The 14,451-nt window shown below is 41.5% G+C and carries 13 protein-coding genes; 8 read left to right on the forward strand and 5 right to left on the reverse strand.

From position 1 onward, the window contains the following. Positions 1-62: 62 nt before the first annotated feature. The 3 genes from LNTAR_RS16875 to LNTAR_RS16885 are packed head-to-tail and all read left to right on the forward strand — an operon-like array spanning position 63 to position 4,347. Positions 63-788 carry an ABC transporter ATP-binding protein gene (locus LNTAR_RS16875; RefSeq protein WP_007279953.1) on the forward strand — a complete coding sequence of 242 codons (726 nt, stop codon included), beginning with the start codon at positions 63-65 and terminating at the stop codon, positions 786-788. Continuing rightward, on the forward strand, positions 785-3,367 hold the full coding sequence (locus tag LNTAR_RS27280; protein ID WP_007279954.1) for a Gldg family protein: 2,583 nt from the start codon (positions 785-787) through the stop codon (positions 3,365-3,367). Before LNTAR_RS16875 ends, LNTAR_RS27280 begins: the two co-directional genes overlap by 4 nt. Then, a complete protein-coding gene (locus LNTAR_RS16885; protein ID WP_007279955.1) occupies positions 3,364-4,347 on the forward strand; it encodes a DUF4340 domain-containing protein in 984 nt (327 codons plus the stop codon). Before LNTAR_RS27280 ends, LNTAR_RS16885 begins: the two co-directional genes overlap by 4 nt. An 11-nt stretch (positions 4,348-4,358) precedes the next feature. On the opposite strand, the gene LNTAR_RS16890 is transcribed toward LNTAR_RS16885, so the two are convergent. From LNTAR_RS16890 to LNTAR_RS16905, 4 genes are all read right to left on the reverse strand, one after another. After that, positions 4,359-5,135, reverse strand: a complete 777-nt coding sequence (locus LNTAR_RS16890; RefSeq protein ID WP_157473643.1) for a hypothetical protein — start codon at positions 5,133-5,135, stop codon at positions 4,359-4,361. Positions 5,136-5,186: 51 nt separating this feature from the next. After that, positions 5,187-5,954 (reverse strand): methylenetetrahydrofolate reductase, encoded by a 768-nt coding sequence (locus tag LNTAR_RS16895; RefSeq protein WP_007279957.1) that lies wholly within the window; start codon positions 5,952-5,954, stop codon positions 5,187-5,189. Between the two features lie 78 nt (positions 5,955-6,032). Next, a complete protein-coding gene (locus LNTAR_RS16900) occupies positions 6,033-6,431 on the reverse strand; it encodes a Fur family transcriptional regulator (RefSeq protein WP_007279958.1) in 399 nt (132 codons plus the stop codon). After that, entirely contained in the window at positions 6,428-7,294 is an 867-nt protein-coding gene (locus LNTAR_RS16905; protein WP_007279959.1) for a cell division protein FtsQ/DivIB, read from the reverse strand. The genes LNTAR_RS16900 and LNTAR_RS16905 overlap by 4 nt, the downstream gene beginning before the upstream one ends. Positions 7,295-7,388: 94 nt before the next feature. On the opposite strand from LNTAR_RS16905, the gene LNTAR_RS16910 reads away from it, so the two are divergent. Further along, the gene (locus tag LNTAR_RS16910) at positions 7,389-7,745 is read left to right on the forward strand and encodes a VOC family protein (RefSeq protein ID WP_007279960.1); all 357 of its coding nucleotides are present in this window, start codon (positions 7,389-7,391) and stop codon (positions 7,743-7,745) included. A 2-nt stretch (positions 7,746-7,747) separates the two neighbouring features. Here LNTAR_RS16910 and LNTAR_RS16915 read toward each other — a convergent pair whose 3' ends face one another. Next, positions 7,748-9,922, reverse strand: a complete 2,175-nt coding sequence (locus LNTAR_RS16915) for a serine/threonine-protein kinase (protein ID WP_007279961.1) — start codon at positions 9,920-9,922, stop codon at positions 7,748-7,750. 75 nt (positions 9,923-9,997) lie between these two features. On the opposite strand from LNTAR_RS16915, the gene LNTAR_RS16920 reads away from it, so the two are divergent. The 4 genes from LNTAR_RS16920 to LNTAR_RS16935 are packed head-to-tail and all read left to right on the forward strand — an operon-like array spanning position 9,998 to position 14,444. Then, complete coding sequence (locus tag LNTAR_RS16920) at positions 9,998-10,720, forward strand: RNA polymerase sigma factor (protein ID WP_007279962.1); 723 nt, start codon at positions 9,998-10,000, stop codon at positions 10,718-10,720. A 9-nt stretch (positions 10,721-10,729) separates the two neighbouring features. Beyond that, positions 10,730-11,860, forward strand: coding sequence for a PQQ-dependent sugar dehydrogenase (locus LNTAR_RS16925; RefSeq protein WP_052607334.1), 1,131 nt, complete (start codon positions 10,730-10,732; stop codon positions 11,858-11,860). Then, entirely contained in the window at positions 11,857-13,749 is a 1,893-nt protein-coding gene (locus LNTAR_RS16930) for a hypothetical protein (RefSeq protein ID WP_007279964.1), read from the forward strand. Before LNTAR_RS16925 ends, LNTAR_RS16930 begins: the two co-directional genes overlap by 4 nt. After that, entirely contained in the window at positions 13,746-14,444 is a 699-nt protein-coding gene (locus LNTAR_RS16935; protein WP_007279965.1) for a hypothetical protein, read from the forward strand. Before LNTAR_RS16930 ends, LNTAR_RS16935 begins: the two co-directional genes overlap by 4 nt. Positions 14,445-14,451 lie beyond the last annotated feature (7 nt).

The raw sequence follows: 14,451 nt of genomic DNA on the forward strand, positions 1-14,451 counted from the left end.
ATTGTTATTAGGTGTTATTTTAGCGGAGTTAAAAAAATGCACAATACCTAGGTAGGATAATAATGATAGAAGTTAATAATTTAGTGCGCTATTTTGGAGATATCCGTGCGGTAAATCAAGTCAGCCTTTCAGTAGAAAAAGGTGACATTTTAGGATTTATTGGACCCAATGGAGCAGGGAAGTCAACAACTATCAGGATGATTACAGGGTATTTGAGCCCAAGTTCTGGCGAAGTTAAAATTTGTGGCAAGAGCATGGCGGATAATGAAATGTTCTGTAAATCTCAAATCGGCTATTTACCTGAAACAGCCCCGCTGTATCACGATATGTCAGTGAAGTCATTCTTGGCTTTTACTGCTGAGTTGCGAGGGATTGATGGTGGAGATAGAAAAACTGCGGTTGATGCCGTTATTCAAAAATGTTTTCTCGAGCGCGTGGCGTATCAAAATATTGGAACTTTATCAAAAGGTTATCGCCAACGGACGTGTTTTGCTCAGTCAGTCTTACATGATCCCCCCATTTTGATTTTGGATGAACCAACGGATGGTATGGATCCCAATCAAAAGTTTGAGATTCGTAAAATTATTGAAGGATTCGGAAAAGAAAAAGCGGTGATGATTTCTACACATATTTTAGAAGAGGTCGAGGCACTTTGTACCCGTGTCGTCGTTATGAGACGTGGTGAAGTAGTCGCTAACGAGAGTGTGAGTGACTTTAAATCTCGAGGTGATAAGCTCGCAGATAACTTCCGTGATTTAACTTTACCTAACGGAGGAGCTGACTGGTGAGTAGTTTTTTCCGTTCAGTTAAAGCGATTAGCAAGCGCGAATATAAATCGTACTTTAGCTCGTCTTTAGCCTATGTGTTTTTGATCGCTTTCTTGGTGACGTCAGCAATTTTTAGTTTTAAGATTGCCGATTGGTACAAGCTCAACGAAGCGAGTATGCGAGTTCTTTTTGACTTTCATCCCTACCTCTATTTATTTTTCATTCCTGCCGTGGGCATGCGCATGTGGTCAGAAGAAGATCGTGTGGGAAGTTTAGAACTTCTCTTGACGATGCCTGTGACGGTTTGGCAGGCGGTGATAGGTAAGTTTATAGCTGCGTGGGCTTTTTTAGCGACAGCTCTTTTACTCACTTTCCCCATGGTAGTCACTTGTTATTACCTTGGCGATCCCGACACGGGGCGAATTATTGCTGGTTATGGTGGTAGTTTATTACTCGGTGGCATGTGTCTGGCTCTTTGCGGCGTGTGCTCGTCCTTAACTCAGAATCAAGTGACGAGTTATATATGTAGTTTCCTGTTGATGTTAATCTTTATGGTGGCAGGCATGCAGCAGTTAGGTATCGAAGCCCTACTCAATAGTGTCTTACCTAGCGATGTGGTGGAGACGTTGATTTTCTTCAGTATCATCCCACATATTGCGAGTTTAGCACGTGGCGTTTTTGATCTACGTGACTTCATTTACTTCTTCAGCATTATGCTTTTCGGCTTAGGTAGTACCGTAGCGATTTTACGTTGCCGCAAAGCGTCACACAAATTCAATCGCCCGATTACAGCCGTGGTGATTGGACTCGTATTTGTGAGTGTGGTGATTGTGAATTTGATTTTCAGAAATGTTTCCGTGCGTGTGGATTTATCGGCAGATAAGCTTTATACCCTCAGTGATGCCAGTAAAAAAGTCATTCAGCAACTGGAAAGTCCGGCTCGCATTCGCTTCTACTTTTCACGTAGTACTCCAGGTGTGAGTATGGAGCAAAAAGCTTTGGCTCGTCGAGTCGAAGACCTCTTGCGTGAGTATGCCGAGGAATCAAATGGGAAACTCAAGTTAGAACTTATCGATCCTCAACCGGGAAGTCCAGGTGAAACCTCGGCACGATTTGATGGCCTTCAGGAAATCAAAATGGGCCAACAGGGAATCATGTACCTCGGTGTAGCAGTGACTTATCAAGATAAAGTGATGACAATTCCTGCTTTTACCAAGGATGAAGAAGATCAGATGGAACTGAACGTGACGCGACTGCTTTCATCAGCACAAAAAGTAGAAAAGCCAATGATTATCTTTCAGTCCTCTCTCCCAGTTACCGGTTTACAAGCCGATCCAAGTTCAGGTCGAATTAAAGATGAGCCCGAGTGGTCAATTATCACGGAAATGCGTATAGATTACACGCTCTTACAAATGCGTCCAAAAGTGAAAGTGATTCCCGATAAAGTTGAAATGGTTGTGTTAGTTCACCCTGAAACATTGTCAGAAGAAAGTATGTATGCTTTGGATCAGTACTTAATGCGTGGCGGTAAAATTTTGTGTTTCTTAGATAACTTCTCGCTCGTGGAAGGGAAGTTTAATAAAGGTACGAGTCAAAAAGGGCGTATGTCGCAAATGAGTTCCTTACTAGGCTTTTCAGAAGCTTGGGGTGTACGTTATGTACCTGAAGAATTAGTCGCTGATAAAGATTTAAAGACACCAGTAAAAGGGAAAGAAAACCCCTTTATGTTGAGCTTGAGTCCTGAGAATTTGAAAAGTGATGAACCGTTTTTTACCAATGTAGAAAAGCTTCACATTCCTTATGCCGGTTACTTAGATTATCGCCCGATTGATGGCATAAAATACGAAGTCTTAATGAAGAGTAGCCGCAATAACCTGGGTGTGAAGCGTCAGGATGCCTTAAAGAGTCGTTCCATTCTTCAGCAAATAACTCAAGAAGCGGATGAAAAGATTCTCGCCATGCGTGTGAGTGGAGAATTTAAGAGTGCGTTCCAGAAGTATTTGCCCACAGGTGCCGACAAAGAAAAGCACGTCAAGCAGGCGACAAAAGCCGCTGAAGTAATTTTAGTTAGTGATGCGGATATGTTGCACGATAGCTTCCAAACGAATATCCAACATTTGTTTAACGGCCGTCGTGAACGCGTGTCGATTAGCGATAATACGGTTTTCTTTTTAAATGTCCTCGACACAGCACTCAATGACGGGAGTCTTTTAGGTTTACGTGGTCGTCGTTTTAAGCGCCGTAACTTTGCTTATGTTTACCAGCGTCAAATTGATGAGTACGATGCGAAATTGGACGAAATTGAAAGCTTGCAATTAGAGCATGCTAAGTCTGGCCGCACAGTGAGTCAATTGGAAAGTAAAATGGTGCGTCAGTTAATTTTGAACCCTGATGAAAAGAAGGCTTTGGCAGAAAAGAAAGAAAGCCGAGACAAAGCTGATTTGAGGCTCAAAGAAATCGAATCTGAACTGAAAGCCAGCGCCCAGGCGTTTGAAAAGAGAGTCTTTTATTGGAACCTCTATTTACCACCACTGATGGTGTTGCTAATTTTATTAATAAGGTGGCTTGTGAGCTTAAGTTATAAGAGGAGAGCGGCATGAAGCTAAAACATTTATATAGAGTTTTACTGATTAGCTTAGGTTTATTAGTTTTATTTTTTCTAACCCGAAAAGATGAAGAAGTTAATCGAGGTACTTTTCGTTCTGGAGATGTCGTTTTTAAAGACTTTAAAGAGATTGATACAATCAGTCTTGAACAAGGTCCGTTTAAAACTGACCTCCACAAAGTCGATGGCGATTGGGTGGTGAAGAACCGTTTTGATTTTATTGCGGACCAAAAACAAATCAATGATGTTATCGAAGATTTGAAGGGTATGAAAGTCGCACAGACAGTCGACACACGTAGTCAAGATATGAAGTTTTATGCTTTGGACAAAAAATCGGAACGCATGAACGAAAGGCCCGTAGAATTATCTTTAAATTATAAAGATGGCTCGGCGAAAAGTCTTTTCTTGGGTAAGTCCCATAATCAAGGCGGTAAAGCAGCTGGGCGTTATTATTTGGACCCCGATAGCAATGGGGTCTTTATCTCGACTCAAATTTTGCGAAATACGCAAGCTGACCCACGTGTGTGGTTAAGAAAGTTTTTACCTGATTATAAATCTGTACTTTCGGCTTCCTATTTCAGTCGCGAACGCCTGATTTGGCAAGCTGGACGTAGCCAGATTAATAAGCCCTTTAAATTTAAGTACCCGACACAATTAGCCAAAATGTCGGATCAACAGACTCATGGTTTCATGTCACAGATTTTTCAATCGCGTTATCTTGATGTAGAAGTGGCTCGTCCTATCAGTAAGGTCGATTTTGAAGGGGAACGTTTAGAGTTTGTGGATCACGTGGGCAGAAGATACACTTTGGAGTTGGTCGCCAATGTAGATAAATTTATTAAGTGTCGCATGCGTTTAAATACGGAGGCGGATCTTTCTGGTTCGAAAGATTATGATGATGTAAAGCAGACACTCACCGAGTGGCATTTTATGCTATCGAGCCGTTTACTTCCCTACTTGCAAATGAAGCAGTAAACGACCTTCACCTAAGGTTCTAAAATTAGTAAATTAAACTTCATCTCTGGATGGAGTTTATTCCATTCCAAAACATTGTCTTTAAAATCGTGTAATGAGCCACATAAAAGAAATTTTATTGAGCGGTCATAGCGATTGTTGGCTTCATATTTCTTGCTCATGTTTTTGATCATTTGAGTTTCTCGCTCCTCATGACAGGCCTGAATAAAGGCACTGCGTGGTACTTTCGAGTCATATTCTTTTGAATAAGCTTTGTGTGTTAAACGCAACAAAGCTTGGTGTTCAACCCCGAGCATTGGGGTTTTATCTTCTTGGTAAAGGAATAAAGAGGCTCCCGCAAAATAAGCTGGTTGCGGAGCGCGATGTGTGCCATCAGCGAACTGGAGCGCACGATTAACTTCGTCTTTGATTTGGGCGATTTCCTGGAGTGGTTTTTTAGTCGCGTAGGTGCCAGGGTAGGCGAGACCTTCCACATAAAGGCAGTCATAACTACTATGATGTTTACGCAAAAAATTGATAATAGATTTTTGTTCAGAATCAATTTTTTGGATGAGCTGAGAGTATTTGTCTTGTTCCTCAGCGATGGAGGATAAATCCCTTTTCCCTTGCCATAATTCAAACTTTTCGAGAAGCTTATCGCAATAGATTTTTGAGTAATGTGATTGGGGAATATGAAGTAGGGTAAAGCGAGCATCCTCGAGAATGAGTTCTTTTTTTATACTCGGTTCAAGGGCGAGGAAAGCAGTAAGCTCGGTATGGGCAATTTCAACTCTTTGCTTTTGGGTCATACAGGAGCTAGCAAGCAGACACAAAAACAGTGAGAGAAATTTTAACATGATCTAGCGTAGGAGTGAGCCTAAGATTTTACTCTTTGGGATAATGGCGTTGAGGTAATCAACTACAGGGATGCGAATGGGCATGAAATACAGGCAAGAATTATACTTGTCGATGAGTTCAATCGCATCGGCGGCAAATTGAGCATTCCATTCGAGTTCAGGTACAAAATCTTTAGGGAAATTAACCAGATTGCGTTTTTCCCAGTAGGCTTGACTCTTAGCGCTTAGGACTGGACTAAGGCCCCAGTAAACGACTTGGTCCTTGAGCGCTTCGATCCACTTGGCTAATAGTTCTAAGTCGAAGAAAGGTTGCGTGAAAAAGCCATCTATACCAACCGCCATTTTTTCTTTGAGATACTTCATTTCAGTTTCAAAATCAGCTCTGTAAGGGTCGATCGCACCATAAACTTTGACGTCTGGGTAGTTTGTTTTGAAAAATTTAATAAAGTCAACCGTCGATGTATCAAAGTGTTCTCTGCCTTCAAAGAAGTCGCCTCCAACTAGAAGTACTTCATCAAATTTGTATTCAGCCATGATATCATGAAGCAGTTGTGCTTTGCTTAGATCAAAATCACAAGCGCGTAAATGGGGAATGTCACGTTCGAGCATGGGGGCACAAAAGCCACAGGCTTCCCAGCTACGAGTCGGTAAACGGACGATGTCGGGAATGTTTACAGTGTTGACTTTTGGAAAGGCTTCTTGGATCCCTTTGAGTTCGCAAGTGATTTCTTCAGCTGCGTGAGGGACGAGTTCAATGGAAATTTTTGTCATTAGGTTCTTTATATCTGTTTATTCGAATAAATAGATATTATGTGAGATTTTTATATATTCAAGTTAAAGAGTATAGACTTAAGAACTTTCTTGACAGTCTTTGCAGACGCCACGAAAAGTTATTTCGTGAGAGTTGACTAAGTGGCCCTCTTTTAAAGTGGACTCGTGAAGATGTAAGTAGCAACCTTCAAGGTCGTAGACTTTATCACATTCATTACAGTGAAAATGGTGGTGGTGTGGAATATTCGTTTGTTCATAACGTTGAACCGCATCTTGTAGGCGGACGCATTGAATGAGTTCGTTTTCCAAAAGTAAATTCACGGTTCTGTAGATAGTTGCGATACCTATACTTTGATCGCGCTGTTCAAGAAGAAGGGCAATTTCATTGACAGAAACCGGCCCCTGAGCAGAGCTAATGATTTCTAGGATAAGTTCTCTTTGCTTTGTTTTTCTTAGACCAATTTGATTTTTTTTCATTCGACAAAAACCCTATGTGAACGTGCATCGATATACTTTTCAATAGCTTTGCCATCGATGCGATTTTCAATTAAGTAGATACATGCGCGATCCAAACTCAAAGCGAGTTCGGAGCTATCGAGTTTTATAAGGACATTATTGCGAGCAATTTTAAAATTATCGCTAATGCCAGATTGCCTGAGAAAGAGCACGAGATCCCCTTTTGGGTCTTGCCTAATTCGAGCAACTTTAAAGATTTGTGAGGGGAAATAAGTTTCACCATTTCGTCTAATGGCGTAGCTGTCGTAATAGTTTAGGAAATCAAAAACGGGCTGATTTTCTTCAGTATTGATTTTTTCTCCGAGTTCGAGTTCGTCTTCCACTTTCACGGCAATTAAAGGTAGGTAGACTTGTTTTCCTTCTCCATAGGGGAGTAGCGTGGAGTCGTTACTGACGAGGTAGATTTTACCATCTTTTACAAATTGAGCACGAGCTTGCTTTTCTGTGATCGTGATTGAAAGAGTATCAGGTAAAATGCGTTCGACGTTAACTTCGTGGATGGCAGGATTTGCCTCAAGCTTTTCTCTAAGGTCAGAGGGTGAGACCTGGAAGAGGTTAATTTTTCTTTCGATGACATTTAATTCGTGAAGCTGTGAGTAGATAAGGTCGTCAGGAGTAATGTGAGTGTTGCCCTTGATTTGGATTTTCTCCAAAACAAATTGAGGATTTGAGCTCAATAAAAGCAGGCGCAATCCGGAAACTAAGAGTAAAAGAGTACCGAGAACCATGGCTAAACAGAGCAGCCAAGTGAAACCAGTAATAAGCTGCTGGCGCATTTTTAGAAGTTTCTCTTCACGCTTAGCGAGCAATTTCGAACGGGACATTAACAAAACCTTATTGTTATTTGAATAAGTTGCTTTAAAGTAGCCGTTAACTCAAGATTTTCGTCCTAAAATGAAAAAATAAAGGAGCACTTAAGTGTACGAAAGAAATTATGGTATCATCATCAGCGTCGATGATTTAGATAGAGCGCGTGAATTTTACCGTGATACGTTATTGCTCGGTGCGCCTGTAGTTGACTCGAATCACTGGGTTGAGTTCCAATTGAGTAATGGTTTAGTTTTAGGTGTTCGTCAGCAGCCAAATGCTTCAGCTCAAAAGGGTTGTAATACCATGTGGGTTTATTATTCTGTGAACTACAGTGATATCCGCGAACAGTTACTTGATGCTGGCTTTGCTCCCTTAAAAATTGCCGCACCTCCAGTCGGTCTGAAGGCAGAGATTTTTTCTGACCCTGAAGGCAATAGATTTACTTTGGCACAGAAGCCTCAGTAAACTTATAATTCTAAAAATACTTTTTGTTTAAAGCGCAAGCGTAGAGCATCGACTTCTGAGCTTATGGTTTTTTGTGCCCAGATCAACTTTGTTCCCTTGGGGAAAGTATCTTTTTGAACATAGTTTCTCCATGTAATTGGTAGTACCAAAGAAGGAATGTGCGCAATGTGTTTCAAATTAGGCGTGCGGATGGGGCTCGAGGCAATATCCAAATGTCTTATATCAACCATTTCTAGAGAAGCGAGGGATTTGACTGGAACGTTTCGCATAGAAAGGATATTAATTTTATGGCCCTTGAGTGCAGAGAAATCATCAATATGAGTATCGTCCACTAAGAGGTTATAGACCGTCGAATTATAAAGAGGCTTTAGTGAAGATACGTGAGTTCCACGGATGTCTAAGGTGATAATCGCTAGTCCCTTTAAGGGGTGAAGTGAACTTATCATAGTATTGGGCATGGCTAAAGTTCCAAAAATGGCTTTCTGGAAATAGCGCAGAGGAGTAAGGTCCTTATTCTCGGGGCTTAAGCGCATGTGGAGCATGCCTTTAGGACAAAATTTTAATTTACCAATTAGTTTGGTATGAGCAAAGAGTTCATTAAAAACGCGATTTGAAAATTCTTCATTACTCAAAAGGTCATCGAGGAATTGTGAGGCTTCGGGAATTTGTGAGTTGGAAATCAACTGGCAATAAATCGAAAAGATTTCATCCTTTGCGAGGTGGCCATGAGCGTCGACACAGGTTTGAGCTGCGGAAGCAATTTTTAGGCTGTTGACAGCATTTTCACTCTTGTCGCCGTGAGCCTGTGCCTTCTTAAAGGCTTTTGCGGCTTCCGCAAAGTTTTTATGAGCTTGGTTAATTCGGCCTAATAATAGGTAAGCTTCTGCATTGTGTTGGTTGAGTTTAAGGTAGGTTTGAACATCCATGAGGGCGGCATCAAATTCACCTTTACTGATGTTGTAGCGCGCACGTGATAAATAGATTTCGGCACTTTCTCTAAGTTTATTTAGGGCATTTTGCGCTTCGTTGTAATTGTGCTTAGCAATCTCGTGTTGTTCTAAGGCAAAGTTGCGTTCTTGGTGAATTGCATTTATAGATTTAGCCCCAACAACGACGAATAATAAAGTAAAAATAGCGGTAATGGCGGAGACGATTTTATGGCGCTGAATGAGCAAGAGTGAGAGTCGGATGGCGCCAGCATTTTCAGCATTTACCGCAAAACCACCGAGGATTTGTTTGAGTTCTTGTGCAAATTCTGCCGATGATTTATAACGATTTTCGGGTTTAAGTTGAGTCGCTTTTTTAATAACGGCTAAGGCCGAACGCGGGATACGCTGATTTTTTTCACCTAAGCTATCAGGGAGGAAGTCGTTATTTCCCGGAGATTGGATTTGCCCAGTAGAAACTCGAGAGAGGATTTCTTCGGTATTTTCGCCTTCGATTGGAGGATTGAAAGTGAGCATCGTTTGCAAGAGTGCGCCTAGAGAATAGACATCAGCTCTGGGGTCAACCACTTTTCCTTGCGCTTGTTCGGGTGCCATATATGCGGGAGTGCCAATAACGGCGCCCATTTGACTGAATTCACTTGGGGTTGATGGAGAGAGATGATCAATGGGAGCATCTTTTGTTTGAGGGATTTTAGCAAGGCCCCAATCTAAAACAAGAACTTCACCAAAGTCTCCGATCATGATATTGTCTGGTTTTAGGTCTCGGTGAATAATTTCTTGCTCATGGGCACAGGAAATAGCATCGCAAACCTTGATTAGGATCTCGACCATGTTTTCAAAAGTTGAGGTGCTTTGATTATTCTTTAGCTTATGAATGAATTTGGCTAAAGTCTGCCCCTTGAGTAACTTCATTGTATAGAAAGGGCGTCCATCAGGGTCGTGTCCCGCATCATAAACGGGCATAATATTTGGGTGTTCAAGACGTGCAGCTACTTCAGATTCATAAGTGAAGCGTTCGAAAATGGCTTTATTTTTTTGGAGTTCAGGATGAATGACTTTGTAAGCTACATAGCGTTCAGTATGGCTATCATAAGCACGATAAATCATGCCCATGCCCCCTGATGCAATGGAGTCACAGATTAAATAACGCTCCTGTTCATCATCATCGAGTAATCCCATTTTCAACAAGTCGGCGGACTTGTCGGAATTTGAAAGAGGGTTTCTATTCATTGTATATCCTTAATAATTTGGATAAGTTTAGTTCGAGATACCCATAATTGCAAAAATAATTGAAAACCTTACAGCATGTCTGACACAAAGTATCAAGAAAATATTAATGCAGCTGGTCGTGGCTTCAATCCCACGAGTTGGAGTCTTATTCTCAAGGCGAGCTCGGGAGGAAGTACCGAGTTAGCAGAGTTTTGTCGGCGCTATTGGCATCCACTTTATGCCTTCGCGAGGCGTTCGGGACGCAGTGCGGAAGATGCGCAAGATTTAAGCCAAGGTTTTTTTGCTTACTTACTCGAGCGTGATGTTTTACAGCGTGCCGATGCGGAAAAGGGTCGTTTCAGAAATTTTTTACTCACTTTATTTAAGCGCTTCATGCAAAATGAATGGCAGCGTGGGCAAGCTCAAAAACGCGGTGGTAATCAGGTGAAAGTTGATTATGAAGCCGCGGAATACTCCTTGCAGGATATGAGTGAGTTAGGTGCTGACGAAGCTTATCAGCGCGCTTGGGCTTTGACGCTTTTGGAACAGAGTATGAAAGAACTAGAGCAACGTTTTATCGAGCGCGGTGATCAAGATCGCTGGGAAGTTATGAAGCCTTATCTCAATGGTGATAGTGAAGCGAGCTTGCGTGAAGGTGCTGAAATTCTAGGTGTGACGGAAAATGCTTTTACAGTCGCGATTCATCGTTTGCGTCGTGACTTTTCGAAAGTTCTTCGTAAATTAGTGGCGGATACATTAAATGATCCGGCAGAAGTTCAGGAAGAATTACATTTTTTAATTTCTCTTTTGCAAAAATAAGGAGTGTCGATGAGATTATTATTACTAATGATGGTGAGTTTTTCACTGTTTGGCAATGACTTAAAGTTAGAGCCTTTATTTAAGAAAAAGACTTTCGAGCGTCCTATTGGTTTAATTGACCTAGGCAGTAATTCTTGGTATGTTTTGGAGCAAAGAGGAAAGATTTGGCTTTGCGAAGATGGCAAAAAGAAATCTTTAGTGGCAGATATCTCAAAGCGTTTAGGGACGGCTAACGAAGAAGGCCTTCTCTGCATGGTAAAATCTCCTCGATTTGAAGATGATCATCAAGTCTATATTTACTATTCAGCAAAGCAACCACGTAGATCCATTGTGGCTCGCTTTAAATTGGAGAATCATAAACTCGATTTAGAGAGTGAAGAAGAAGTTTTGAGCATGCCTGAGCCTTACGGGAATCACAATGGTGGCCAACTGGCTTTTGGTCCAGATGAGAAGCTCTATGTGGGAGTCGGTGATGGTGGTTCAGCTGGTGACCCGAAAGGCTATGGTCAAGATTTGACGAATGTTCATGGCAGTATCTTGCGCTTGGATGTTTTAGGCAAGAGTTCCTATGAGATACCGAAAGATAATCCTTATGTCAATAAGGCTGATTCGAAAGCAGAGATCTATGCGTGGGGATTGCGTAACCCGTGGCGTTTTTCTTTTGATAGGGAATCGGGGGAGATTTGGTGCGGTGATGTAGGACAAAATAAGTTTGAAGAAGTGAACTTAATTAAATCCGGGGTGAATTACGGCTGGAATGTTCGTGAAGGTTTTGGACCTTATCAATTTGTGCAAAGAAAGAAAAAGAAAAAAGTCGTGCAGCGCAAGGTCGTTTCTAGTGAGGGGCCATTTGAAGACCCCCTCTTTGTATATCCGAGAAAAGAAGGCTTGTCGATTACAGGTGGTTATGTTTATCGTGGTCAATCAATCGAAAAAATGCGTGGTTGGTATGTGATGAGTGATTTTGCTTCAGGAGCTTATTGGCTTTTGAGAAAAGAAGGCGATAAAATTGTAGAGAATCACAGGATCAAAGGCGCCGCTTTACAAGTTGCGAGTTTTGCGGAAGACGCAAATGGTGAGCTGTATATGATGAGTTTTAAAAATGGCACTATTTATAAAATAGTGGATTGGGTGCAGTGAAAGGTTTTTTAATACTCGTACTTTGCGTCTTTTCAGCTTTTGCTCAAATTTCTTTACTTCCTGAGGGGAGTCATCGAGAAAGGGCCATTTTTGACCCGATCCCTGCGGAAGCTCTATTCTTTGACCATTTAGCGGCTCCTTATGGTGCGAGTTTTGAGTCGTGGATTGGGAGCAGAAATTTTGCCAAAGAGATGCAGTCCGGTGCGAGTGGTTATAAAATTTGGAGTGAGCATGGGGAGTTTTTGCCTAAGGGCGAAGTGTTTTATCGATGGCCTGTAGAAACTTTACCTGAAAGAGGCTATTTAGAAATTTTCAGTGACGATTACGTTATTATAGAAATTTTAAATGAGGGACGTCATTTAGCCGTCGGCAAGGGACAGTTGGTTTTTAATTTAGAGAACTTACCGGCCTTTTATGAAGACCTCATTTTGCGCTTTTCATCTCCTATACCGCACCGAGCTTTAGTGTGGGCGCAACATTTTAATGAGTACGAATGGGTTCAAACCATTGGAGAAGGACAGGATAAATGGTTGTCAGTTGACTCCCTCAGTCAAATGAAATTAAGCAAAGAGCCTGGTTTTCGATATAAGCGTTATTATCAATGTGATGATACTTCTCAAACCTATCTTTTGCATTTTCCGCAAGAAGTAGAAAATGTATGGCTTAATGGAGTGAAGATTCCGTATCCCCAAGCGATTAGTCAAGGTGTTTTAAAAGAAGGTAAGAATGAGCTTGTGTTTGAGTCTAAAAATTGGCGAATGGGAGCTGATCATGCCTTGATTGCCTTTGAGCAAAAGATTGCTGCGACAGATGATGACTTACAGTGGTACGATCCGAAAAATAATTTGTGGTCCTATGAAAGTTCTTATTACTTAGGCGCTTTTTCTGATAGTGGACAAAAACTCATTTTTCGTGGAGAAGCGCTCGATTCTACAGTCCTAAAAGCAGAGATCACGTGCTCCAAAAAGGACTTAAAAGAAGGCGTTAACTTATTGTTTCGCGAAGAACAAACTTTGCCTCATTCGTATTGGCGAACAGAAGCCTTTTTAGTGCCACCATTTGTGATGGTGAATGGGGAGAGTGAATTACTTGGTCGTGATGGTCTTGTTTTAAAGAACTTAAAAGAAGGTAAGAATACCATCGAGATGCAAGTGAGTGGTAAGATGTTAAAGCCTTATTTGTCGCTCGGAAAGAATCAGAGTTTTGATTTGCGAGCGCCGCAACATGCCTATCAATTTTCCTTACGCGACAAGGGAATTAAGATTGATTTAGCTTCAAAAGGTGAGAAGGCTTGTGAGCTTTATGTGAATAATAAAAAGCTTCATGATTCCGTTTTGGATAAAGGGCAAGTAGCGGAAGTTATGGTGCCTTTAGTGGGGTTAAAAGAAGTAAGTGTTGGTGCGCCTGAGTTGAAAGAGTATGTGTTAAAACTTCAGGATGAAAAGGCGCCAGATGAGCAGGTCAATCTTAGTGATACGACTTCTATAAAAGGGGTGCTGAGTTATTTTTTAGCTTGTGAAGAAGACGAAGCCTATAGGGAATTTGACAAACTCAGGAACTCTGAGAGCCCTATAGATTTATTGACTGTGATGCCTGATGGCAAAGCCCTTGGTCTTTATCTTTATCCTCATTTTCGAGATCAAGTTATCAAAGCCAATTTAGAATCTCGTGAGCTCCGTTGGACTTGGTTTGAAAATGCAAAAAATAAGCAGCCTCGTGATCGTTTTGAAATGAGGGCGTTTAATGAGTGGTTGGAGGCCATGGATAAGCAGTCGGAGGAAGGGGCGACAAGGCAGAGTTTGGAAGCAGAATTTTACGAGGCACGATTTTCGTCTTTAAATGAAATTTACTCATCTTTAAAAGCTGAGTTTGAAGAGGAGGAAAAATGAAATACTTTTTTGTGGCCTTGATTTTGTTGACTAGTTCGCTTAGCGCTCAATGGCCCGATAAAGCGAAGATTAAAATCATTTACCCCGCTGGAGCGAGTAGTTCAGAGTTAGACTTATTAAACAAGATGGCAAGATTTTTCGCAAAAGGTAGTCCATCATTAGTAGAAGATATGTTGATTGCCGATGACTATGCGAAGAAATTTTTCACTTATTATACTCATGATTTTCTTATCATTGTCGGTAAAAATAATCAATTGTTAGATGTGGCTAAGCAGGGTGTGAAGCTTAGCGCACCCCTCAACTCCTTTACAGAGCAGGGAGCCTTCAAAGGATCTTTAAGCTATTTGGGTTTAGCTCCCAATCCTCTGTTTTTGAAGGCGCGTTTTTTGGGCGCCGTTCGAGGAATACCAGGTCAGAGTTTGGTGGTCTACGGCGATGATAGGAAGTCTTTAGCGCGAGCTTTTGAGAAGATCCAAACGGGCTATGTACAGGGGACTTGGAGTGAGAGCTCTGTGGATAAACCTTTAAAATTAACTGAAGAGAAAACTTACTTATGGGGGCAAGCTCATAAATCGGATTACGACAGAGTGAAGTCAAAGCGAGCTGAAGGGGAATTGTTCCGTAGGTATCAATGGAAATCGGGTAGGTTTCAGATGTCGATTGTGGATGGAGTAAACTTTAAAGTTCTTGAGTAAATAGCTG

Source organism: Lentisphaera araneosa HTCC2155, assembly GCF_000170755.1.
In the GTDB taxonomy this organism is placed as follows: domain Bacteria; phylum Verrucomicrobiota; class Lentisphaeria; order Lentisphaerales; family Lentisphaeraceae; genus Lentisphaera; species Lentisphaera araneosa.